Annotated in this window: 20 protein-coding genes and 1 pseudogene; 14 read left to right on the top strand and 7 right to left on the bottom strand. The window is 53.3% G+C overall.

Annotated features, from left to right (window positions below; all coding sequences use genetic code 11):
* On the bottom strand, positions 1 to 825 hold an 825-nt coding region (locus KTN04_RS15610; RefSeq protein ID WP_217336162.1), incomplete at its 3' end, for a transposase.
* Between the two features lie 253 nt (positions 826 to 1,078).
* Between KTN04_RS15610 and KTN04_RS15605 the strand changes: the two genes are divergently transcribed.
* The gene (locus KTN04_RS15605; protein WP_217336161.1) at positions 1,079 to 1,963 is read left to right on the top strand and encodes a LysR substrate-binding domain-containing protein; all 885 of its coding nucleotides are present in this window, start codon (positions 1,079 to 1,081) and stop codon (positions 1,961 to 1,963) included.
* 31 nt (positions 1,964 to 1,994) lie between these two features.
* On the opposite strand, the gene phnX is transcribed toward KTN04_RS15605, so the two are convergent.
* The 3 genes from phnX to KTN04_RS15590 form a co-directional block, all read right to left on the bottom strand.
* A complete protein-coding gene (gene phnX, locus KTN04_RS15600) occupies positions 1,995 to 2,804 on the bottom strand; it encodes a phosphonoacetaldehyde hydrolase (protein ID WP_217336160.1) in 810 nt (269 codons plus the stop codon).
* Positions 2,805 to 2,944: 140 nt separating this feature from the next.
* Complete coding sequence (psrA, locus tag KTN04_RS15595) at positions 2,945 to 4,045, bottom strand: iron-containing alcohol dehydrogenase PsrA (RefSeq protein WP_217336159.1); 1,101 nt, start codon at positions 4,043 to 4,045, stop codon at positions 2,945 to 2,947.
* A gap of 275 nt (positions 4,046 to 4,320) precedes the next feature.
* A complete protein-coding gene (locus KTN04_RS15590; RefSeq protein WP_217336158.1) occupies positions 4,321 to 4,980 on the bottom strand; it encodes a response regulator in 660 nt (219 codons plus the stop codon).
* A gap of 256 nt (positions 4,981 to 5,236) precedes the next feature.
* Between KTN04_RS15590 and KTN04_RS15585 the strand changes: the two genes are divergently transcribed.
* The 7 genes from KTN04_RS15585 to KTN04_RS15555 all read left to right on the top strand — a co-directional run bounded on the left by KTN04_RS15585 (position 5,237) and on the right by KTN04_RS15555 (position 12,926).
* On the top strand, positions 5,237 to 6,403 hold the full coding sequence (locus KTN04_RS15585; RefSeq protein WP_217336157.1) for an ABC transporter ATP-binding protein: 1,167 nt from the start codon (positions 5,237 to 5,239) through the stop codon (positions 6,401 to 6,403).
* Complete coding sequence (locus KTN04_RS15580; protein WP_217336156.1) at positions 6,384 to 7,328, top strand: carbohydrate ABC transporter permease; 945 nt, start codon at positions 6,384 to 6,386, stop codon at positions 7,326 to 7,328. The genes KTN04_RS15585 and KTN04_RS15580 overlap by 20 nt, the downstream gene beginning before the upstream one ends.
* The gene (locus KTN04_RS15575) at positions 7,325 to 8,158 is read left to right on the top strand and encodes a carbohydrate ABC transporter permease (protein WP_254262610.1); all 834 of its coding nucleotides are present in this window, start codon (positions 7,325 to 7,327) and stop codon (positions 8,156 to 8,158) included. Before KTN04_RS15580 ends, KTN04_RS15575 begins: the two co-directional genes overlap by 4 nt.
* A 51-nt stretch (positions 8,159 to 8,209) precedes the next feature.
* Positions 8,210 to 9,472 (top strand): ABC transporter substrate-binding protein, encoded by a 1,263-nt coding sequence (locus KTN04_RS15570; RefSeq protein ID WP_217336155.1) that lies wholly within the window; start codon positions 8,210 to 8,212, stop codon positions 9,470 to 9,472.
* A 74-nt stretch (positions 9,473 to 9,546) separates the two neighbouring features.
* Positions 9,547 to 10,353, top strand: coding sequence for a phosphodiesterase (locus tag KTN04_RS15565; protein ID WP_217336154.1), 807 nt, complete (start codon positions 9,547 to 9,549; stop codon positions 10,351 to 10,353).
* 115 nt (positions 10,354 to 10,468) lie between these two features.
* Positions 10,469 to 11,242: an HAD-IIA family hydrolase gene (locus KTN04_RS15560; RefSeq protein WP_217336153.1), complete on the top strand. Its 774-nt coding sequence runs from the start codon at positions 10,469 to 10,471 to the stop codon at positions 11,240 to 11,242.
* A 97-nt stretch (positions 11,243 to 11,339) separates the two neighbouring features.
* A complete protein-coding gene (locus KTN04_RS15555) occupies positions 11,340 to 12,926 on the top strand; it encodes a hybrid sensor histidine kinase/response regulator (RefSeq protein ID WP_217336152.1) in 1,587 nt (528 codons plus the stop codon).
* A gap of 440 nt (positions 12,927 to 13,366) precedes the next feature.
* Here KTN04_RS15555 and KTN04_RS15550 read toward each other — a convergent pair whose 3' ends face one another.
* Both KTN04_RS15550 and tnpA read right to left on the bottom strand, forming a co-directional pair.
* A complete protein-coding gene (locus KTN04_RS15550) occupies positions 13,367 to 13,534 on the bottom strand; it encodes a DUF7230 family protein (protein ID WP_217336151.1) in 168 nt (55 codons plus the stop codon).
* Between the two features lie 286 nt (positions 13,535 to 13,820).
* Positions 13,821 to 14,256: pseudogene (gene tnpA, locus KTN04_RS15545) on the bottom strand (IS200/IS605 family transposase).
* A 32-nt stretch (positions 14,257 to 14,288) separates the two neighbouring features.
* On the opposite strand from tnpA, the gene KTN04_RS15540 reads away from it, so the two are divergent.
* Positions 14,289 to 15,530 carry an RNA-guided endonuclease InsQ/TnpB family protein gene (locus KTN04_RS15540; RefSeq protein ID WP_217336150.1) on the top strand — a complete coding sequence of 414 codons (1,242 nt, stop codon included), beginning with the start codon at positions 14,289 to 14,291 and terminating at the stop codon, positions 15,528 to 15,530.
* 218 nt (positions 15,531 to 15,748) lie between these two features.
* Here KTN04_RS15540 and KTN04_RS15535 read toward each other — a convergent pair whose 3' ends face one another.
* Positions 15,749 to 16,789, bottom strand: a complete 1,041-nt coding sequence (locus tag KTN04_RS15535; RefSeq protein WP_217336149.1) for an AraC family transcriptional regulator — start codon at positions 16,787 to 16,789, stop codon at positions 15,749 to 15,751.
* A gap of 186 nt (positions 16,790 to 16,975) precedes the next feature.
* On the opposite strand from KTN04_RS15535, the gene KTN04_RS15530 reads away from it, so the two are divergent.
* The 5 genes from KTN04_RS15530 to KTN04_RS15510 all read left to right on the top strand — a co-directional run bounded on the left by KTN04_RS15530 (position 16,976) and on the right by KTN04_RS15510 (position 24,092).
* Positions 16,976 to 18,154 carry an acyl-CoA dehydrogenase family protein gene (locus KTN04_RS15530; protein ID WP_254262609.1) on the top strand — a complete coding sequence of 393 codons (1,179 nt, stop codon included), beginning with the start codon at positions 16,976 to 16,978 and terminating at the stop codon, positions 18,152 to 18,154.
* A 23-nt stretch (positions 18,155 to 18,177) separates the two neighbouring features.
* The gene (gene bktB, locus KTN04_RS15525; RefSeq protein WP_305799487.1) at positions 18,178 to 19,380 is read left to right on the top strand and encodes a beta-ketothiolase BktB; all 1,203 of its coding nucleotides are present in this window, start codon (positions 18,178 to 18,180) and stop codon (positions 19,378 to 19,380) included.
* Positions 19,381 to 19,382: 2 nt separating this feature from the next.
* Positions 19,383 to 21,674: a 3-hydroxyacyl-CoA dehydrogenase/enoyl-CoA hydratase family protein gene (locus KTN04_RS15520; RefSeq protein ID WP_217336148.1), complete on the top strand. Its 2,292-nt coding sequence runs from the start codon at positions 19,383 to 19,385 to the stop codon at positions 21,672 to 21,674.
* Between the two features lie 44 nt (positions 21,675 to 21,718).
* Positions 21,719 to 23,296, top strand: coding sequence for a fatty acyl-CoA synthetase (locus tag KTN04_RS15515; protein WP_217336147.1), 1,578 nt, complete (start codon positions 21,719 to 21,721; stop codon positions 23,294 to 23,296).
* A 61-nt stretch (positions 23,297 to 23,357) separates the two neighbouring features.
* A complete protein-coding gene (locus KTN04_RS15510; RefSeq protein WP_217336146.1) occupies positions 23,358 to 24,092 on the top strand; it encodes an enoyl-CoA hydratase-related protein in 735 nt (244 codons plus the stop codon).
* Positions 24,093 to 24,195: the final 103 nt, after the last annotated feature.

Raw genomic sequence — 24,195 nt, 5'->3', positions numbered from 1 at the left:
GCCCGTGACCGGCATGATGCGTGACTGTGGATCCGTGAGATTCACCTGATCCTTATCGCGTGGGCCTCCCATCGGAGGCTTGGGATCACGCCCACTGGGCTTTTTACCTGCCTTTCGCTGTGCATCGCGTTTGGCTACTTTATCCTGGTAAGCGGCTTGCTCGGCGGCGTCCCGCTCGTGCGCACGGGCTTCGATTTTAACCTTTGCCTCTGCAATGGCCGCCAGACGAGCTTCACGCCGAGCAATCTCGGCCGGAATGTCCATACCATCGGTCGCGACATCGTTGTCTGCCGCCTCGGCCCGTTGAATCAGGGCGTTCACCTCAGTCTTGAGCTGAGCTTCCAGCTTCTTGGCATGACCATAGGACAGCGCTTTGTGCTTGCTGGCATTGGCTTTAACCTTGGTGCCATCGAGGGCGATGGTGCCGAACTTGAGGAGCTTCATCTCACGTGCCAGCAACAGTACCTGAACAAACAGTTGCTCCAGTTCGGGTAGAAAGCGACGGCGGAAAGTGGCCAGCGTATCGTGGTCGGGATGAGTGTTCGCGGCCAGGTAGCGGAATGCAATCGAGTCGTAGGTGGCGCGTTCGATCTTGCGGCTGGAGATCACGCCAGTGGCGTAGCCGTAGATCAGCAGACTCAGCAATACCGCAGGATGATGCGCCTTATGGCCTCGGCCAGCATACTGTTGTGTCAGCGCAGACACGTCCAGCTGCTCGACCACATCAACGACAAAACGCGCCAGATGCTCATCGGGCAACCACTCATCAACTGAAGGTGGCAACAGGTAATCGGTCTGGCGGTCTACTGGAATAAAGCGGCTCATGATGACGTTCCGGTCATAGCTCGATCTCGATAATAGGGGGATTATCTCACAGGGCTATCGAAAACCCGACAGACTGCTAGATAGTTTGTTTATCGGGAAACGATAATATTTTATGAGTCAGCTTGAGAGCTCCACTTGTTAAAGTGCAGCCGATTTTTCCACATAAAAGCAGTACTTAAACGGGATGACGCCCACTCGATACTCATATTCCCGCTATAATCTAGGGCCTGATACGTTTTACCCCAGAGCCTTCATGTCAAAATCTAACCTCTCATTGGCCCAGGTCGAAGCCTTCTGCGCGCTGGCTCAGTACAAGAGTTTCAAGGATGCGGCCCAGTATCTCGACATCGCCCAACCGACGCTGGTGAACCGCATCGCCAGCCTTGAGGAGAGCTATAACGCTAGGCTGTTTCTGCGCCAGCGCGGCAACAACCGGCTGACAGACCTGGGTCTGGCACTACTGCCCCGGTTTCGTAGCTGCCTCAACAGCCTGCGGGAAGCAGAGTTCCTGCTGCTGGCTCACAGCAAGGTGGAAACCGGAGAAATTCATATTGCCGCCGTATCACCCTACAGAGTCTCTCTGCTGATCAAGCACTTTAATGCGCTCTACCCCAACATTCGTGTCAAAGTGAGTTTTGCTGCATCCGAACAGGTCGGGCAGATGATCACCCGGGGTGAAGTAGATGCAGGTTTCTATGTACTCGAAGGAAACCCACCTGGACAGCAGGCATTCTTCTTTTATGAGTACGAGCTGATCGCAATTCTGCCTGCAGGCCACCCTCTGGCACTCCGCGAACGGCTGCACCTGCGTGATTTCGAGAACCAAAACGTTATTCGCCGCGAACCAGGCTCATTAACCCGCCAGCTATTTGAACAAGCGCTGGCACGGGAAGACGTGGGCGTCAACGTGGTCTATGAATTAGGCAGCCGCGAGTCGATTCGAGAGGCGGTAGCACAGGGACTGGGCATTTCGGTGGTGGCAGATGATGAGCATGTACCTCACGACAACATTGTTACACGGCGAATTGTCGGGGAAGGCCTGACCGCACGCAGCAGCCTGGTGGTGCGAAATGATCGGGTGTCGGCGCCGCTGACCCAAGCTTTGATTGGTGTCGCCAGGCAGCCGCTGGAGATTTAACTCTCCAGCGGCTTACAGGTGGTTAGGAAGTTTACGGGCGCTCGCCGTTGGCGATTCGCTGCTGGACTGCCTTCACTACACCCGGCAGGTCGGCAATGGTGTCGATGATGTAGTGCGCACCAGCCGTTTCCAGGTTGACCGACGCCTTGTTGCGAGCGTCTGCCTTGGTGGCCTCATCTGCCGCCAGGAATTCCTCCAGTGTTAGACCGGACTCGTTGCCGGACAGGCTCAAGCCGACCGTCCACATGCCTGCGTTGTGGCCTTCGTAGATGCCCGGTGCAGAATCGTCCACCTTGATGCAGCGAGACACCGCATTGATGCCCAACTCCTGAACGTTCTGCAGCGCCATCCAGGGCCCCGGGCGGCTGCCCGCTTTCAGGTCACCGGTGGCGATCACGCAGTCGGGTGTGTATCCGCGTTCGGCGGCGGCTTGCTGCAGCACTTCCATCACTGGACGCGGATAGCCGGAGCAGGAACCGATCTTGATGCCCTGCTCGCGTAGCCAGGCGGTGGTTTCCAGCGTGCCCGGAATCAGGTCCGCGTGTTCGCCTACCTTGGCAATCTGCAGCGGCATGAAGGTCTCATAGACCAAGTCTACATCCTCGTCGCTCATGGCGCAGCCAAACTGTGCCTGCCAGCGAGCAGAAATCGCTGGGTCATCACCCAGGGCACGAATATGATCCCACTTACCCATACCCATGGGGCCCCGTGCCTCCTTCAGACTGATGTCGAAGTCGTACGCCTTGCGGAAGGCCTCCACAAAGATAGTAGTCGGTGCGAATGAACCGAAATCCACGGTTGTTCCAGCCCAGTCGAAAATAACCGCTTCTACAAATGACATAGCTTTCTCCTCAGAAGCGGCTAAATAAGGCCGCTTCGGTTTCAATTTGTTTAGATCACAGGAATTATTCAGGTGTCAGTAGGTGATCAGAACCTGGGCCGACTCATTGTCAGTTGTAGCCGGACACTTTGGGTTGAATGTTATTGTTGACCGACCGCCAAAAAACGGGCCTTTTCGCCAATGAAGTTGGCGCCACGCTCACCGGCAAAGGCCTCATCGACGATCTCGAGCCACTCCCTGTCGCTGATGCCGTAATCCTGATAGGCGGTCGATATGCCCAATCGGTGCAGCATCTGCTCCAACTGTTCGACTCCTACCTCAATTGGAGTGCCGAAAATTTGCGCCAGTAGCACATCCAATTCGGCACTGTGCCCGACCACGGTACGCAAAATGGTAGGAAGCGTGAATGAGCAAGCTTCGCCATGTGCGGTGCCATATCGAAGTGTGATCGGGTAGGAGATATTGTGCGCAATAGCCGTTTTGGTGTTGGAGAAAGCCACCCCGGCCATCAGTGCAGCCCGCGCAATACGGCTGCGCAGCATTAGATTCTGAGGCTCTTCCACCAGTGCCGGCAGCCAGTCAATGATCTCACGTGCGGCACTAATTGCGGCGGCACTGGAAATTGGGTTGCGATTCACGTTCCAGAGACTTTCCAACGCATGGCTTAATGCATCCAGCGCAGTGCTCACGGTCAGTGACAAGGGCAGCTCTAAGGTCAATTCAGGGTCTACCAGTGCTACCTCGGGGTAGAGCTCAGGCAGTGCCAGCGAGTACTTGCGCTGAGCCTCGCTGTGCCAAACCGTGGCCCAGCAAGTCACTTCACTGCCAGTACCTGCAGTAGTAGGTACGGCAATAATCGGCACCCCTGCCAATTGGTCACGCCCCTCACCCTCTTGCAGATAACGGCGTACCCGATGAAAGTTTCCGCCTGCCGCAGCCAGTACTTTGGCGGTGTCGATTACCGAGCCTCCCCCAAGAGCAACAATCACCTCAGGAGGCTGCTCCACCGACATCCACCGTGCGCAGGACACCTCCAGTTCGGTGAAATCAGGATTGGGTTGGATATTGTCGATCACCAGTGCCGGTTGACCGGCCTGCGCAGTAATACGGTCGCATAACAGCTCGAAAACAGGGTCACAGTAGGTGACAAGTGCATAGGGACGTCCTTGCAGGGAGTCTGCCAACATCTCCAGAGCACCCGCACCAAATTGGATCTTGACTGGATTATGAAAAGCCCACATTTTGATTAGCCTTAGCTGTATTAATAGATATCAAAAGACACTCGACTACAGTCAGGCCTAACTTTCCGGTGGCCTCGTAACCAGTGTTTTGTTGGCAGATATTATTGAATTCATGCGTGACACTTCGGTGTCGCGAGGCTCAATCACAGCTAAGCTTAGTTTCTTAAAAATGAATTACATTTGCGTTCTTGCTTAATTGGGTAGGCCCCACACCTAGTCATTGCTCTGGCCAAAGCTGGAAGGTTTACAAATTCCGCCAAACGACTTGTGGCGCGTCATAAATGTGTCCACTTACCATCTTTTGCAACGCGTGCAGCCAGTGCGGTGCGGCTGTCTAGTCCTGTTTTTTTCAGTATGCGACTGACCTGGTTTTTCACTGTTTGAAGAGCAAGTCCGGTTTTGACGGATATTTCCTTGTTGCTCATTCCCCCGGCCAGCAGGCGGACAATTTGCTGCTGAACCTCATTCAGTTCTCCGAATGAGAATTTATCATCCGACTCCAAGCATTGAACTTCAGGCCTTCCTACCGAGATCGGGTAATCATGCAATACCTGCGGTGGAACATAGACTCCCCCTGAGACAACCAACTCCAACGCTTTGATCAATACTTCATTGCAAGTGGACTTGGGGATATAGCCTGATGCTCCTTTGCGCAAAGCGGACACGACTACTTCAGGCGCCTCCTCAGAAGAAATGATCACAACTGCGATACCAGGGAAGTGCTTCTGAAGAGTCGCCAGTCCATTTAAATCACTCGACCCAGGCAAGTTAAGGTCAAGGAGAACCAGGTCCGTTTCGGGATTTAAAACAAGATGGTTTTGGACGTCAGCAAGCGAGGCTGCTTCTGCAAGCTGCCAAGAGTTGTTGCGCGAAGAGATGATGTCTATGAGTCCCTTTCTGATCAATTCATGATCATCAGCAAGCAGAATTTTCATTTTTTTCATTTCCGATAAAGCCTAGCATCAAGTACCAAAGTACCTGCTGTTGATGACATTCGTGTTTAAAAAACCTTTGTAATTCATAGATCTGCAATATCACTGAAACCTTCTTTGATTTTTTAAAGGTACTCAAGTACTCCTCAGAATTACCACAAGTACCTGATTTTAAAGAAAAATTATAACAAAACGGTCATATAAGCCACCTATCATCCGCTGCCATTGATGAAACACAAGCTAACGAGAGGCACTCGCTTTGGCACAGATTGCAATACAGGCGCTGAACAAGTCGTTTGGTGACACAAGGGTGTTGGAAGAGATCAACCTGAATATCCAGGATGGGGAATTCCTGACCCTGGTAGGGCCCTCAGGTTGCGGTAAGTCCACCCTACTGCGAATTATCGCGGGCCTGGAATCTCAGACAGAAGGGCATATCAGTATTGGGGGCTGTCAGGTTGACCAACTGCGGCCCAAAGATCGCAATCTGGCAATGGTGTTCCAGTCCTATGCTCTCTATCCCCACCTGACCGTACGGGAAAATATCGTCACTCCATTGAGGATGCGAAACCATAAGTGGTATCAGCGCCTGCCGCTGATTGGAAATCTCATGCCGGGAGCTGAACACCGCAACCGCGAGATGGAGACAAAGGTAAACCAGGTTTCCGAGCTGCTCCAGATTGGTCATCTACTGGACCGTCGTCCCGGTGAACTATCTGGAGGGCAGCGCCAACGCGTTGCGCTTGGCAGAGCAATGGTGCGCAGCCCGGATGCGTTTCTGATGGATGAGCCGTTGTCGAATCTTGATGCCAAATTGCGGGTACACATGCGGACCGAGATTGCCCAGCTACACAAACAGCTGGGCACCACGTTCATTTACGTGACCCATGATCAGGCGGAAGCGATGACCATGTCTGATCGCATCGCCCTGATGATGGATGGCGAATTGTTGCAGGTCGCAACACCTGAAGAGATTTATCGAAATCCTGTCGACGTGCGCGTCGCAGAGTTTATCGGTAGCCCCAAAATCAATCTGTTGCCTGCTATAGCGGGCGCAGGTGGGCGGATCAACGTCTGCAATCAGCCCTTACGTATCGCGACACCGGATCCCCTGGTTCAAAGTGTCACCTTGGGAGTACGACCAGAAAATGTAGAACTCAGTATCAGGGAACGAAGCGACCTTCAGGGGCGATTGGCCTATCTGGAAAACATGGGGGCGGAGTTCATCGCCCACGTTGACGTTCCAGGCCTGGAAACACCTGTTCTGGTTCGATGCGACGTTGAACAAGGCCACCTGCTCAAACTTGACCAACAGATTGGCATTCGTATCAAGCCCAAACACGCGCTTCTGTTCAATGATCAGGGACGTCGGATTGAGTCGTGCAAACTGCATCAGGAGGCCCGCCATGAATTCGCTTGCGCCTGATGCTGTGAAACTAAACAGACCAACCTTCGCCAGCAGAATCTTTAAAGGCGCTGAGAACCACGAACGCTTGCTGGGCTGGCTGCTTTCATTGCCCGCAAACAGCCTTATGTTGCTGTTCTTGGTCGGGCCCATATTGGCTGTTCTGGCGCTTTCGTTTACCGACTGGCAACTGGGAATGGACAGCTTTGCCTGGGTAGGCCTGGATAATTACCAGGAAATGCTCACGGACGATACATTCTGGCATTCGCTGAAAAACACGATGATTTATGTCGCGGTAGTCGTTCCCGGCTCCGTTGCCCTTGGCCTGGGTGCTGCAATGCTGATTGAGGCGGGCCAGCATGGCAAGGCTTTTTATCGCGCCGTCTACTTTCTGCCGGTTATGGCCACATTGATTGCCATGTCCATCGTCTGGCAGGTGATTCTGCATCCTGATTTCGGCCTGATTAACCTGATGCTTAAGGAGTTGGGTATTACCGGTCCCAACTGGTTACAAGATCGGGAACTGGTGCTCTATGTCTTGTGTGGAATCGGCATTTGGCAGCAAGTCGGATTCAACCTGGTTCTGTTCCTCTCCGGGTTAATGGCCGTGCCGTCACATCTGTATGAAGCTGCCGAGATGGACGGCGCCAGTTCGGCATGGGCACGGTTCCGTCTGGTCACCTGGCCAATGCTGGGACCGATCACGCTGTTTGTACTGGTTATAACGTCAATCAAGGCGTTTCAGGTCTTTGATACGGTCCAGGTACTGACGCAGGGTGGACCCAACAAGGCGTCTGAAGTGCTGCTGTATACGATGTATACAGAGGCATTCGAATACTTCCGTACCAGTTACGCAGCGGCCGTCACTGTCGTCTTTCTGTTCTTTGTCCTGCTTCTGACACTGCTTAAAGCTCGCTTTGTTGAGCGCAAGGTACATTACTCATGAACCGCAAATCCTCAATGATTTTCCGTGCTGTGCGTCACCTGATCCTGATGAGCGGGGCACTGGTCATGCTGATGCCCTTTATCTGGATGTTATTGACCTCATTTAAGGCACCGGATGAAATTTTTAGCTCTGAGTTACGTTTTCTGCCGGAAAACTGGTACATCCTGGAAAACTATACCGAAGCTGTTACTCGCACGCCTTTGCTGCAGTTCCTGCTGAATGGCGTGATTGTGACCATCGCAATCTTTCTGTGTCAGATTGCCGTGGCGGTGCCGGCAGCCTATGCCATGGCCAAACTGCGTTTTCGCGGTCGCAAGCTGATGTTTGCCGCCGTACTCCTGTGTCTGCTGATACCTCCGCATGCAGTCGCTATTCCCTGGTATCTGCTGATGTATCAGTTTGGCTGGCTGGATACGTACATGGCGCTGGTTGCCCCCTTCAGCATCTCCGTATTTGGTATTTTCCTGATGCGTCAGTTCTTCATGACGGTACCCAACGATCTGATCCACGCCGCACGCATGGATGGTTTCAGTGAATTGGCCATTGTCTGGCGCGTCATGCTGCCCACAGCAATGCCGGCACTGGTTTCGTTTGGAATCTTCTCAATAGTGGCGCACTGGAATGACTATTTCTGGCCTCTGATTGTGCTGAACTCGCCCGATTACTACACCCCGCCATTAGGTCTGGTCAGCTTCAGGAATGATGACACAGGCAATGACTATGGCCCGCTGATGGCAGCCGCCACCATTGTTATTACCCCTCTGGTGGTGGCCTTTCTGCTGGCGCAGAAACGTTTTATCGAAGGAATTACCCTTTCGGGCATGAAGTAAAAACAACTACTTACTTTCACAACACCAACGGGATTATCCCAGGAGCAACCCATGACGTTGAAACACCTTCGACAGTTGACCGCAGCATCAGCGATTGTGTTGACCGGTAATGCGCTGGCCGCCACTGAGCTGGTTGTACAGTACCCCTATGGCGGTACCTTCAAGGACACCTTTGCACAGCTCGAGCAGGAGTTTGAAGCACAGAACCCTGATATCGATGTTACTTTTCGTGCTCCCTATGAGGACTACGAAGACGGAACTCAGAAAGTGATGCGTGAAGCGATCACCAAACAGTTGCCGGATATCTCGTTCCAGGGGCTGAACCGAGTGCGTCCGCTTGTAGATCGTAATATCGCGGTATCCCTCGAGCCTTTTATCGCCAAGGAGGCTGATTTCAGTAAGGAAGGTTACCACCAGGCGATGCTGGATATCGGCACCTATAACGATGAAGTCTATGGCTTGCCGTTTGCGGTGTCTTTGCCGATCGCTTACTACAACATGGATCTGGTTCGTCAAGCGGGTTGGGATGAAAACAACCTGCCTGAAAGCTGGGATGAAGTGATTGAATTGGCCGCAAGGATTGATGCGCTTGATGAAGACATCACAGGCATGGTCTATGGCTGGCAGATAACTGGAAACTGGTTATGGCAAGCTCCGGTCTTCTCTCAGGGGGGCGCAATGTTGAGTGCTGATGAAAAACAGGTGGCCTTTAACGGCCCTGAAGGGCAGTGGGCCCTTGAGACGTTTTCTCGCTTCTTCAAGGAGGCGGGTATGAAAGACTATTCAAGAGCAGATGGCAAACAAGCTTTCTATTCCGGCAAATCTGGCATGTGGTTCTGGTCTACTTCGACCGTCACTAACGCAGAAGAGATGATTGGTGACAGTTTTGAGATGAAAACTCATGTCTTCCCGAGTGTTAAAGAAGGGGGCGCTCTGCCGGCAGGTGGTAACGCAATCGTCATGCTAACCAAAGATGCGGAAAAGCAGGAGGCGGCCTGGAAATTCATCAAGTATGCCACCTCAGGCAAAGGGGCTGCCATTGTTGCTCTGACCACGGGCTATATGCCGCCTAACAAGAAAGCGAATGAAGAATATCTGAAGGATTTCTACAGCCAGCACCCGAACCATTTTACTGCCGTGAAACAGTTGCCATTGATGACAGACTGGTATGCCTTCCCGGGTAAGAACGGCCTGAAAATCACGCAAGTGATTCATGACCATATGCAGTCAATTGCCAGTGGCGAGCGTGTCAATGAAGCAGATCAAGTCCTGAAAGATATGGCTGCTGACGTTCAGAAACTGCTGCCTAACTGAATTCTGTAGACTCTTTCACAATAATGTCTCTCCCCGGGCCATTAAGCCCGGGGCTGCGTGACCAAGGACTACCCATGAAATTGATTCACCTTACCGATACTCATCTGACCCTGCCAGGCCAACCACTCTATGGGACCTATCCGGCTGAACGGCTACGTGCCTGTGTAGAGTCGATTAATAATGAGCATGCCGATGCTGATCTGTGCGTGATTACGGGTGACCTGGCGCACTGTGGTGATATCGAAGCCTATGAAGAGCTGGCCTCCATTCTCGCTGGCCTCAAGGTGCCTGTTCAGCTGGTGATTGGCAATCACGATCATCGTGAACGCCTAGTTGAGCGCTTTCCGCAACTTGCCCGTGATGAAGCCGGCTTTGTTCAGTCTGCGCTGAAAACTGAAGCGGGAACATTCATCTTTATGGATAGCGTAAAAGACGGTACGCATGCCGGCGCCTATTGTGAGACGCGAAGGACATGGCTGGCCCAGCAGCTGGAAAAAGCGGGCGACGATGTCTTTTTGTTCATGCACCATGCACCGTTTAAAACCGGTATTAAGCCGATGGACAAGATAGGTATGGACGCTCAGGATGCACTGGCACTGAAGGCTCTGCTACAGAGATACGGGCGCATAAAGCATCTGTTTTTCGGCCATTACCATCGCCCGATGCATGGTAGCTGGTCAGGCATTGGATTTTCGACTCTGCGGGGTATGAATCACCAGGTGGCCCTGGACCTAAAAAGGGAAGACAACTATCTGTTCACTCATGAGCCACCGGCTTACGCTGTAGTGCTGATTGATGATGACAATGTGGTCGTGCATAACCATGACTTCATGGACCCGTCACAGGTATTCGATCCCAACATGGAACCGGAGTGGGATTGATGCCGCCGGACATACACAATAGCCCGATTAATCTTCATGGAACCAAACAGAAGGGTGCTCCAGACAAGCCGAAGCTACATCTAGTGAAGCCATCGCAGGATAAGGTGAAAACCTTATGAGTGAGAGGAAATGTATTGGATTTAGCGCTTTGGCTACCGAAAGTTCGGCGGTACTGGTTGATATGGATGGCTGCATGATTGCAAGCGGTCAGCCACTTCCAGGCGCTAAAGACTTGATTAACCTGTGTCGTGAGCACCTATGGCTGGTATCAAACAACTCAAGTCACAGTGCCGATGAGCTGAGCCATTATCTGCGAGGGCTAGGTCTTGCCATCCCTGCCCAACGGATTTTGCTAGCTGGAGAGTTGGTGTTGGAAGAGGCAAGAGCTCGCTTTCCCGATGGAGCAGCCATGATTCTCGCCAGACGCCAACTGCGCGAGTATGCCCGATCCAGGGGTATCATGGAAACGGATGAAAAACCGGATGTCATTATCCTGACACGTGATGTGCACTTGGACTATCGACGCTTAAGTCTGGCCATCAAACACCTGAGCAAAGGAGTCCCCTTATTAGTGGCCAATCCCGATATATCCCACCCGGATATGGACGGAGATCCTGTTCCTGAAACGGGGAGTTTGCTGGCCTTCATGAAAACGGTGCTGCCGACGCTTGAGTACGAAGTGTTTGGTAAACCAGAACCAAGATTGTTTCAGTGCGCACTAACCCAGTCCGGAGCGGCCCCCGAAGATAGTCTCATGATTGGAGACAATCCACACACGGATTGTGATGGCGCTAAAGCTGTGGGAATACGCCCCTTCTTGATTGGTCGACATGCAAACGCGCTGGCGCCAGATATAGCAACACTGCTTTCGCTGAGGGTATCCCTTTAAAGGAAAAAGGGGGCGACTGGCCAGTTCAGAGCCCCCTTTAGCTTTTCAGTAACAGCTCTGCTATATCATCAGATAAATAATTTTTTGGACTGTTAAAATGTTGTCTCAAGCAGATAAACCAGCCATACAAACCGCACAGAGGGAGTATGTATCAGACGACGTCTGGAATCTCCTCAGCAATCAAGCGGGCTGGTTGCTTGATGCGATAGAAAATATTGCTGAAGCCTTCGTCTACTGGGGACCGGATGATCGCTTGGTACTGTGTAACAGTAAATACCCCTCGCAGTTCATGGAACCGGATAAGGTAAGGCCAGGCGTAAAATTCTCGGAGTTGGTAGAGCAAAACATCCGTACTGGCCGAGTGATCAGTTTTGATGAAATTGAGGATGTTCCATCCTCTCCAGAAGAATATCGTCAACAACGATTGGCGCTGCACCGCAATGGAGAGGGGACGTTTGAAGTCAAAAACCACACGGGAAAATGGTTACAGGCACGTGAGAGGCGAACACGTGATGGTGGTACCGTCGGTATTTACACTGATATCACCAGTTTGAAATGTGCGGAACAACGTGAACATGAAGCCGCATTGGCTGCAGATAGTGCCAATCAGGCAAAATCACGCTTCCTTGCAGCTGCCAGTCATGACTTGCGCCAACCATTGCATGCCATGGGGATCCTGGTCAGTGCACTCTCCGGACGCTTATCTAATCCTGAAGAGCGCGAGTTGCTTTCGGGGGTCGAAAGTTGCCTGAATACCATGCAAAGTCTGTTTGATTCATTACTGGATATCTCCAGGCTGGATGCTGGCGTAATTGAGCCTCAGTTGCAGATGCTCAATCTCAACGAGATGCTGCAAGCTATTGAAAAAGAGTTCGAACCACAGGCTCGCAGTCGGGGATTGAGGCTAAAAATTCGGCCAACAGGCCATTTCACTTACAGTGATCCATCGATGCTGGGGCGCATAATTCGCAATTTGATAGGCAATGCCATTAAATATACCGATACGGGTGGTGTTCTGGTTGGGGTGCGCGTACGAGCGAATGAACTGGTTTTAGATGTATGGGATACCGGCATAGGCTTTCCCTTAGACCAGATAGAAGCCATGTTTATGGAGTTTCGACAGCTCGAAGTCGGCAAGGTACGTCGGCAAGGGCTGGGACTGGGTTTGTCGATTGCGAACAGGCTCTGTGAAATGCTCGGGCACGAGATAGAGGTACGTTCAACGCAGGGAAAAGGCTCCGTTTTTCGTGTCAAGATACCCTTACGAGCAGCGCCAACACAGGAAGCCATGGCCCCGTCTGCCTTACAGCAGCCACATCAGACTACAATCCCACCGCTTTGTATCGCCGTTCTGGACGATGATCAAGACAACCTTATTGCCACCGCATTGCTGTTGAGAGATTGGGGGTGCAAGGTTCTTACTGCCACAACCCTGGAAGGAATTGCAAGGATTGAATGCTGTCCAGACCTACTGTTGGTTGACCATCACTTGAAAGGTGAGGAAAAGGGAACCAGTGCCATCCCACTTCTGACAGAGAAATTCGGTCGCACTATAAAAGCAGTCGTCGTGACAGGCGACACTGAGCCTGAACAGTTGCAGCAGATTAAGACCCTGGGCTATCCGGTAGTCCATAAACCACTTAAACCAATGAAACTCAGATCTATCCTTCAGCAGTGCAGATGATGATCAGTTGATAGAGCCGAGCCCTTGGGTTTATCCAATTATGTCAACCATTCGGAAAAGACTAGAACAATATTCACGATCTTGTGCTTGTCGTTTTATTTGTGCGCTGAACCTCTCGTGCTCTTCTTCACCTCGTGCACGTGCTTTCTGTGCGGACTCGCTCACGGCTGAGCCTTTTGCTTTGTGCTCCAGGTACTTGCTGCAGAATGCAGCCCTTCCGGCAGCAGACGCTGCCACCCAGTCTTTTTTACTCATGTTCACCTTAACATCCACCCCTCCCATCTCACTCCGGGCGTCAGGAAAGGGTCTTACCCGCTATGTGATAACTCGTTCTACTGGTGAGCGGTTAAGCGGCAATGCTTACCAGTTTTTGGCACAGGTGGTGTTTTTAATCATCAAGTCTGTCTACAAGCGGGTATCACGACCTGTCAGAGCCCTTATCAAGCCGCTACGGCTGCGGTAACGTCTTGATAAGGGCTATGTCCCTTGTGCTTCACTTTGCCCTTCTTGAGTGCCTTCTTGCGGTCCTCAAACGTTGCGGACTTGTTGAAAGCTCGCGCATTCTTCGCCACATAATTGCGCGGCTCACTAACCGGTTGTTTAGTCATCGATTTCTCCTGTCTGTCGCCCAGTAGGCGCAATGTGTTGGGCGTCTAATTGTGATTGGTGCTGAACGCACTGATCGGAATTGTATGTTGGCACCTGTGCTCGTGATTTTCCGCACAGCTTATCTAGCCGTTACGGTGATGGCGTATAGTTCATACGCTTACAATGGAGCTATTCTCTGAGGTGTAGACATTCAGTTCAATGGCTTTCCAGAGAAAATGGCCCACCAGCTTTTTCCCGCAGGGTGCCCACACCGATGAAGGTGTGGGGTGAATGCGGAACGGGGCGTTAGCCCCGTTGATTTCGCACGTACTGTGCAACCACTTCAAGGGGCGCTCCACCACACGACCCAACAAAGTAGGAACGGCTCCAAAGTACGGGTTTGTCATACGCTGCCCTAAGATCGGTGAACTGGTTTCGCAAGCGTCGTGACGTAACAGCCTTGAGCGAGTTTACCAGTTTGGTCAGCTGCACCTTGGGGTTGTACTCGATCAGCAGGTGGACGTGATCAGATTCACCGTCACATTCCCGCAACTCAGCATCGAATTCGGCGCACACTTCAGCCGCTGACGTTTTGAAGGCATCCAAGTGCAAGTCGCCAAGCACATTGCGCCGGTACTTAGTAACGAAGACGATATGGGCGTGCAACAGATAGGCACTGTGTCTTGACTTATTTATTACATACATACTGATAATTGCCTTCGCTAGTTTGGCAATATAGTATCAGTACTAGTATAACTACACACTGACTTATAAATGAAGATTCTTAAGGCGTACAAATATCGACTAAAGCCGACCGACGAGCAGGTAAACCTGCTGTATCGCATGGCGGGCTGTGGCCGTGTCGTCTTCAATGAATCGCTCGAAATGCTGCTGTCCATTGCCCGCAAAGAGCTTAGTTTTGTGGGTGACAAGAAAGCGTTGTACAACGAACTGAACAGCTTGCTGCCGAAGGACAGGATAACCCTAGCCAAGAAGTTTCCAAGCTCGGCAGCACTTAACAAGCACCTGACTCAGTGGAAGAAAAAGACCGAGCTGTCATTTCTGACCGAAGCCTATACTGACAACCTGCAACAGCGTCAGCGTGACCTGCGGGACAGGGCAGTTAAGGACTGGTGTTCAGGTAAGCGCGGATTCCCGGTGTTTCGTACACGCAAGCTGGCCCATCACTCGACCCTCCGGTTCGTAAACTTTCCAAAGTATTGTCGGTTGGAGGGTCGCCATGCCAAGCTGCCCAATGGTCTTGGCCTTATGCGGTACTACCAGTCGCAGCCCATACAGGGCCTTCCCAAGAGCTGCACCGTTACGCTTGATCCATGCGGCAACTGGCATTTAAGCATCCTGTGCGAGGTCGAAATTGAACCGGCGCGTACCGGAACCGGCGCGGTCGGTATCGACATGGGCGTAGCCAAAAACATGACGCTCAGCAATGGCGTCGTGTACAAGGGTGTCAGCAGCTTCGCGGCACACCGCGATAAGCTGGCCAAAGCGCAGCGCAGGCTGTCACGCAAGGTGCGCGGCTCAGCTAACTGGAAAAAGCAGAAGCAGAAAGTCGCCCGCTTGTACAAGCGGATCGCGGACATACGTTACGACTACCAGCAGAAAGCAACGACTGAAATCAGCAAGACTCACGCGATGGTCGCAGTCGAAGCCTTGAAGGTAGCTAACATGTCCCGATCCGCTAAAGGGACCGCTGATGACCCAGGCAAGAACGTCCGACAGAAGTCAGGCTTGAACCGTTCTATTCTCGATCAGGGGTGGGGAGAGCTACGGCGTCAGTTGGAGTACAAGATGACATGGAATGGTGGGCTGCTTATAGCTGTGCCGCCCCATCACACCAGTCAGACGTGCCCTGCCTGCCTACATGTCTCGGCTGAAAACCGCACTTCACAGGCCAGCTTTGCCTGCGTCCATTGTGGCTTTGTAGAAAACGCCGATGTTGTGGGCGCTATCAACGTACTCAATCGTGGTCTGGCCGCGCTAGAAAGCGCAGCCTAGCGATTTTTCAGGGGCGGATAGTCCCGCAGCGCCTGTGAAGTGAACCGCAGTAGCGGTCAGCATCAGGAACCAGCCAACCGAGTAATTAGTTGGCACCCTGTAAAGGGAATCCACCTCCTGAGTCAGCTCAAGCTGCGAAGGGGGTGGAGGATATCAATTACGCATGCTTGCTGATGAGGCCCACAGCTTTCACCAGCTCATTCAGCCAAGGATACAGATTATGATGTTGAAGTTTTTCGCCATCGCATTGGGGATAGTCCCGTCCAACGCTTAAATGCACGGCAGAAAGCTGCAGGCTCGGCAAAACCGGTTTGCTCGGCCACTTCCTGAATGCTCAAGTTCTCGTTATTGAGCAGTTTCATGGCAAAATCTTTTCGAAGGGACTCCTTGATCATTCTGATCGATGTGCCTTCGTCCTGAAGTCGGCGACGTAAGGTTCTGGAGGTGATCAGCAGATGTTGGCTGATGTCGTCCAGATCGGGCATGCTGTCCAAATTATGCCGCTGTAGCAGGACCTTTACATGGGTTTGCAAACTGCTGTCAGCCACCGGACGACGCAAAATTACGGCAGGGCAATCTTGCAGGAAAGAGTCCAGCTCACTTTCGTTCCGTACAATCGGTAGTTGGAGAAAGCGAGGGTGCATGCTGAAACCACAACGGTCCTGCTCATACTGCAATTCGCCCAAAAACATGGCGCGGTATGCTTTCACATGGCCTGGTGTCGAATAGGCGAAACTAGTACTTGCCACAGGAATCTGTTGCCCTACCAGCCAGCTTGCGAAACGCTGCCACATCAACAGTATGAACTCCTGAAGCAAGTGGTTCGGGTCTTCTCCGCCATGCTTCAAGTGCAGGCTGTAGAACACCAGTGAACCATCGCTTTCAGGGTCAAGGCCAATGTCGAGGTCGTCCGAAACCGCGCGATAAAAGCGGGCACTCTGACGCAACATCCCGCCCAGTGTTTTGGCCCCGCAGGCCAATTCTGCCATCAAGGCAAACACACCTCGTCTGCAGATGTTGGGTGAGAGTCCCATGAATTCGCTGCGAGTAAAACGCCAGACGGCACGGATGAGGTCACTCAGCTGCTGTTCGGTGAGCAGCTTGTCGGGACGGTCCACCCAGTCCAGCGGAATGCGGGCTTCATTAAGCAAAGTGTCACGACAGGCGCCCTGCAGCAGTGCTCCGCTGATACAGGCATTGATGAAGTGATTCGCAATGTGCGCCTTGACGGAAGGACGCGGGAGTTCATGTGCTGACATCCCGTCATTGTGCAGAACAGCTCAGATCATGCCAAGCATTCTGCAACGTTATGTCAACGCTTGGCCATTTCGATCAATTAAAACGACCGGTTCTGTCATTCAAAGCCATTATTCAAAGGCTTTAAATGGCCTTAATGGTCAACCGGCCGGTGGCCCCAAGGTTAAAAGAACAATAAAGGGCTTAGTATGAATACACAGATGCACAACCTGAATCATGAAGTGGCAGAGGACGAGGATCGCGCTCTGTTTCAGGAGATGGTCAGACGCATTCTGCATCAGGAAGTGGCGCCTGACTATGAGGAATGGGAAGCGGCACACCAGCTTCCACGAGAAGTCTGGTGCAAACTGGGTGAAGCCGGGTTGCTGGGTGTTGATCTGCCTGAGGCACTGGGCGGCTCGGGGGCCGGGGTTGAAATCTGCCTGATGATCTGTGAAGAGATCTCCCGTCAGGGGTTTGGTGGTCTGGCCAGCGGCTACAACATCCACGCCAACATTGTGATCCCCTATCTGCTGCATCTTGGCTCTGACGCTCAACAACAGTATTGGCTGCCGCGCATGGCCAGTGGTGAGGTACTGGGTGCCATTGCCATGACTGAGCCGGGTGCCGGCAGTGATCTGGCTGCGATGCGCACCACGGCCGAAAAGGTTGAATCGGGCTGGAAGCTGAACGGCACCAAGGTGTTCATCACCAACGGTCAGCTGGCGGATATGGTGATTGTCTGTGCCAAGACTGACCCGACCGCCGGTGCCCGGGGTGTATCGCTGTTTCTGGTTGATACGCGCCTGCCGGGATTCTCACGCGGCAAGTCAATCCGCAAGATCGGTCAGCACGCCAGCGATACCGCGGAACTCTTCTTTGATGATCTCATCGTGCCCGACGAGGCCCTGCTGGGAGACGCCGGGAAGGGGTTTGCCTATCTGATGCAGGAACTGCCACGTGAGCGTTTGGGTGTTGCTGCTCAGGCTCTGGGTGCCATCGAAGGGGCCTTGCAGCTGACGCTGGAATACGTTCAGGAACGTCATGCCTTTGGTCAGCGCATCGCTGATTTCCAGAACTCACGCTTCACGCTGGCACAGGTACGTGCCGAGCTGGAAATGGGACGTGCCTATTTCAATCAGTGCCTGCAACGCTACAGAGCAGGGCAGATGAGTCCTGTCGATGCCGCCACATTGAAGCTGATGCTCAGCGAGATGCAGTGCACCAGCATCGATCGTTGCCTGCAGCTGTTCGGCGGTTATGGCTACACACTGGAATACCCCATTTCCCGCTTTTACGTGGATGCGCGCATCCAGACCATTTATGCCGGTACTTCCGAAATCATGAAGGAAGTGATTGCCCGCGACATGCTTGGCCGTGTGGCCTGACAGAACAATAAGAGGATTTTACGATGAGCGAGACTCACATGTTGCAGGATGTAGTGATCGTCGCCGGGGCCCGCACGGCGATTGGCGGCTTTGGTGGCAGCCTTGCAGCCTATACACCGGCCGAACTGGGTACTTTTGCAGGCCGCGCAGCCATTGAGCGTGCCGGAGTTGATGCCGGCGAGATCGATCACGCCGTGTTTGGACATATCATCACAACGAGCCCGCAGGATGCCTACCTGTCACGTCATATTGCGCGCAACTGTGGTTTGCCGGACAGCTCGGCCGCATTGAATGTTAACCGCCTGTGTGGCTCTTCCGTTCAGTCCCTGATTTCGGCGGCGCAAATGATCCAGTCCGGTGCCAGCCGTATTGCCCTGGCCGGTGGGGCGGAGAGCATGAGCCAGGGTGCCTATCTGTTGCCGAAAATGCGCTTTGGGCAGCGTATGGGGGATGCACCTGCGTTGGATATGACAGTCGGCATTCTGAGTGATCCCTTCGACAGTGGCCATATGGGGATCACGGCAGAAAATATCGCTCAGCAGTATGGCTTTACCCGTGAGCAGCTGGATCAATATGCCCGTGACAGCCACCACAAGGCTGCGGCGGCCATTGATACCGGTTACCTCACCGATCAAATCGTTTCGGTACCGGTTCGAAAGGGCCGCGAAACCCTGCCGTTTTTCATTGATGAGCATGTTCGCCCTGATGTGGACTTTGCTGATCTGCAGCAGCTGCGTCCGGCCTTTAAAAAGAATGGTATTGTCACGGCGGGCAACGCGTCGGGCATTAATGATGGTGCAGCGGCGCTGGTTATCACGTCTAGCCGGGAAGCGGAGCAGCGTGGGCTTAAGGCCAGGGCGCGTTTTGTCAGTTATGCCTTTGCTGGAGTGGAGCCTCACTTGATGGGACTGGGGCCGATTCCGGCAGTCCAGAAGGCCCTGCAACAGGCCGGGCTCTCCATGTCTGACATTGATCTGATCGAATCCAACGAGGCATTTGCAGCGCAGGCGATGGCGGTTGCGCAAAGTCTTGAGTTCGATCCGTCACGTGTGAACGTCAATGGTGGCGCGATTGCGCATGGGCACCCGGTGGGTGCTACCGGCTCCATCATTACACTCAAGGCGCTGTATGAACTGGAGCGTCAGGGTAAGCGCCGAGCGTTGATTACCATGTGCATCGGCGGTGGTCAGGGTATTGCGTTGATCATCGAACGGCTGGAGGGGTGAACATGGATAGTCAGCAGGTATTGAAACCCGTCTGCAGGGTTGCCGTAATCGGTGCCGGTGTCATGGGCGCCGGCATTGCCGCTCAGGCCGCCAATGCCGGTGCGGACGTACTGTTGCTTGATATACCGCCAAAAGATGTCGCATCAAATGCCTCTGCCGCCGAGCGCAATGCAATTGCGGCAGGTGCCGTTGAAAGAATGCTCAAAGCCGGTGCGGCCGGCGGCTTTATGGACACTAGGGTCGCAGAACGCGTGCAGGTCGGCAATACGGAGGATGATCTCTACAGGCTGAAAGACGCTGACTGGATTGTTGAGGTGGTGGTAGAGCGCCTTGATGTCAAACAGGACCTGTATCGACGGATCGAAGCGGTGCGTGCACCCGATGCGATTGTTTCGTCCAACACCTCCACGATTCCCTTGGCAACCCTGATGGAGGGGATGCCTCAAAGCCTGCGTGAGCACTTTGTGGTAACCCATTTTTTCAACCCGCCACGCTACATGCGCCTGCTGGAGCTTGTCAGTTCTGAGGATACGCGCCCGGAGGTGGCGGAACGGGTGCGATCATTCATCGATCATGGCATGGGTAAAACGGTGATTCACTGCAATGACCGTCCGGGCTTTATCGCCAACCGATTGGGTGTCTACTGGATGCAGGTTGCGTTGCAGGAAGCCATCGCGATGGGGTTGAGTGTTGAGGACGCCGATGCAGTGATGCAGGTGTGCGGATTCCCGAAAACCGGCATTTTCGGGCTTTGGGATCTGGTCGGAATCGATCTCATGCCTGAAGTGACAGCGAGTCTGGCACGCCTGCTGGAAGAGGATGATCCGTTCCAGACATACGCCGGTGCTGCGCCTGTGATTGAACATATGCTGGCCAGGGGTTGGTACGGTCGCAAGGGCAGGGTTCTGCAGGGGTTCTATCGGCAGTTCACTGATTCTGATGGCCGCAAACAGCGTGAAGTGCTTGATCTGGTCGCACTGGAACACCGGGCACCGGAACCTGTAACGCTTCAATCCGCTGGGTTGAAGTCTGGGCAAATCAGCGAATTACTGGCCAGCGATGATCAGGGAGGCCTTTATGCCTGGCGAGTGCTGTCACGGGTGCTGGATTATGCCACGCGGCTGGTGCCGGACGTGGCCGATGCTATTGATGCGATCGATGCCGCCATGCGCCTGGGCTACAACTGGCGCTTTGGCCCGTTTGAGTTATTGGATCGAATCGGTGTCAGTGCGTTTGCTGCACGTGTGCAGGATGAAGGTCGCTCCCTTTCGACGTTTGTCCGTAATGCGTCTGGGCAACCTTGCTACAAAAATGCCGAACAGTTGGACTGGCAGGGTCAGTACCGTCCGATCTCCCGAGATGCAGGGATCATTGACTGGCAGAGCATTGTGGCCCGCCCAGCCATTCATGCGTTCGAACGCAGTGTGTTGCGGGAGTTGGACCAGGATATTTGGTGTCTTGAGTTCAGCCATAAGGTGAATGCTCTCAGCAGCGTGCTGCTGGATGAGATCGAAACAGCTCTGGCCGAAGCCATCGCCGCTGATAAAGGGCTGGTCCTGTACAGTGCCAGTGGCATTTTTGCTGCGGGTGCTGACCTGAAGGAGTTTGTCGCCATGACAACTCAGGAGGGTGCCATTGATCGCTACATTCGGCGCGGGCAGCAGCTGTTCATGGCGATTCGTCAGGCGCCTGTCCCGGTTGTTGCCGCCGTGGCGGGCAAAGCGCTCGGCGGGGGGCTTGAATTGATGTTTCACTGTCACGCCCTTCAGGTGCATGCCGAGTCACAGCTGGGATTGGTGGAAAACAGCGTCGGCATTGTTCCGGGATGGGGCGGATGTCGTGAATTGTTGGCCCGCAGTGCAGAGCGGTTCGGTGGTTCAGCGGCAATCCAGCATACATTCACATTGATCAGTGAGGCGTCTGTCACTGCTTCGGCGCTGCAGGCTCGTCAATGGGGTTTTCTGCGCGACAGTGATGGCATCAGCATGAACCGTGATCGCCTGTTGTCGGATGCAGTGGCGCTGTGCAGGCAGCTGCGCGATGCACCCGAACACAGGCAGCCAACGCTGTCGGCGCTGCAGCACTGCGTACCAGCCAAACCACTTGCTGCTGAGGGCTATCAAGCGGTACTTGAACAGCACCTGCTTGACCTGTTGAACCTGGCAAGCGAGCCCGGCTGGTTTGATCGCTTTGCTGACCATGAGCGGCGCTGCAATCTGGCGTTGCTGCAGTACCCCGAGTCCGTTCAGCGCATGCAGGCCCTGTTGGAAACAGGCCGCCCATTGCGTAACTGAACAGGTCTGAATGCCCGGTAGAAAAATAATAACGAGAGGTGAATATGAATTCGGAAGCTCAAACCCAAAAGCAGATTGATCGAGCCAATCGCAATACCATCGGGGATGCTCTGCACAGGGCTGTGGTGCAGTATCCTCAGCAGATTGCCCTGGAGTATGCCGACCGCTGCTGGTCATATCGTGAGCTGAACGCGGCCGTCAATAAAGTCGCAAACCACATGCTGGCACAGGGACTTAACAAGGGGGACCGTGTTGCCGCGTATGGCAAAAATTCTGATGCCTACCTGATTCTCTGGCTTGCCTGCACCCGTGCGGGTCTGATCCATGTGCCCGTGAATTTCTCATTGACCGAGCGTGAGCTGGTGTATGTCCTGACGCAATCGGGTGCACGCGCCCTGTTTGCAGACGACAGCCTCAAGGGGCACATCGATGCTGTATGCGATCAGCTGAACCTGAGCATACAAGGCAGTTTGCACAGTAACGTCAGGGTGGAAGGTAAAACCGATGTGCTGATGGTGGCACAGGGTGCCGGAAGTGCGCATTCGCCGGAGCTTGTACTGGATGAGAATGACGTGGTCCAGATTTTGTACACCTCCGGTACAACGTCAGATCCAAAGGGCGCGATGCACACTCACCGGTCCCTGATGGCTGAATATGTAAGCTGCCTGTTGCATCTGGATATCAAGAAGACCGACCGCTGTCTGGCGGCACTGCCGCTGTATCATTCCGCGCAGATGCATGTGTTCACCATGCCGGCCCTGTTATCGGGTGCCTACACCTGCCTGCTGGATACACCGACCCCCGAGCTGATACTGCAGCAGCTTAAACAGAAGCGGTTGAACAGCTTCTTTGCACCGCCCACCGTTTGGATCGCGTTGCTGCGTCATCCGCAGTTTGTCGAATCAGAGCTGCAGCATTTGCAGAAGCTGTATTACGGCGCTTCCATCATGCCGGAGCCCATCGTGAAAGAGTTGGGTGAACGCCTGCCCGGCTCCGGGCTTTATAACTGCTACGGGCAAAGCGAAATTGCCCCCCTGGCCACGGTACTGGCACCGGACGAGCACGCCGAGCGGCCCGCATCCTGCGGTCGTCCCATTTTCAATGTTGAAACACGGATTGTTGACCCTGCGACCGGCGAAGAGTGTGCGCCAGGGCAGCAGGGTGAGCTGGTGCACCGGTCGCCACAGTTGATGGTTGGGTACTGGGACAAGCCCGAGCAAACCGAGGAAGCCTTTGCCGGTGGCTGGTTCCACTCGGGTGATCTCGGTTATCGCGATGAGGAGGGCTACATCTGGATTGTGGATCGCATCAAGGACATCGTGAATACCGGTGGGGTGCTGGTTGCCAGTCGAGATGTCGAGGAGGCGCTGTACACGCACCCTGACATCGATGAAGTGGCGGTGATTGGCGTGCCGGACGAAAAATGGATTGAAGCCATTGCAGCGGTTGTCGTACTGCGACCTGAAGCCGATCCGAATGCGGAGAGCTTGATCCGTCATGCCAGAGAAAATCTGGCGCCTTTCAAGGTACCCAAGCACGTGCATTTCGTGCAGCAGTTGCCCAAAAACACGTCCGGAAAGCTTCTGAAACGAGCACTGCGCCAACAGTTCACGGACTTCTAGCCTGACGTAATCGCATCTGGAACCGGTCAGGTTCCAGATGCTGAATTCCAAGGAAATTGCTATGCGACCCGAACCTTGTGTCCGCAGGGATGTTCACGGCTCTGTGATGGTGATCAGAATCGTCAATCCTGCCAGAAAGAATGCACTGGATATTAATGCATATACATTACTTTCGGAGTTTTTAGCTCAGGCCGAAAAAAATTCCGAAATAAAATCAATCGTGATCACCGGGCATGATGAATATTTTTGCAGCGGTCACGATGTTGAGGATTTTCTGAATAATCCAATACAGGATGAAACGCATCCCGTATTTCAGTTTATGCTCAGGATGAGCCAATGCAAAAAACCAATAATCGCGGCTGTTGAAGGTTTTGCAGTCGGTATTGGTGTGACGCTGCTTTTGCATTGCGATCTGGTTTATGCGGGACGAAGCAGCTTCTTCAAAATGCCGTTTACGAGCCTTGGCCTGTGTCCTGAGTTTGCGGCAACATTCATCATCCCAAACTTTTCAACTCACTGTATTGCAACGGAGTTGCTTGTCCTTGGCCGAACCTGGAAAGCGGATCGTTTCTGTGAAAAGGGTTTTGTAAACGAGCTGTGTGAGGATGGCGAAGCCTTCAATACTGCAATGAACAGTGCAGAGGAGCTTGCCTTGTTACCAACTGAATCCGCTATTAGAACCAAGCAGCTGATAAAGAATAATTTTTCGCATAATTCAGAAAAGAGTATGCGGGAAGAATTGGCTCAACTTATTGATCTTTTTGAAAGTGGTTCTTTCACCAAAAAACCAAAATAAAAAGGAAAGGGCACCTCGAAAAACCTGCTGCTCGCCGCCTGAACAGCTAAACTGCCCGGAACAGCTGTTTTCGACTTGATATCATGCCGGTTCCGAGTTCATT

Origin of the sequence: Marinobacterium weihaiense, assembly GCF_019061305.1 — a bacterium.
Taxonomy (GTDB): Bacteria; Pseudomonadota; Gammaproteobacteria; order Pseudomonadales; family Balneatricaceae; genus Marinobacterium; species Marinobacterium weihaiense.
Note: the sequence above shows the minus strand (reverse complement) of the source record. Positions and strands in the feature narration are given on the sequence as shown.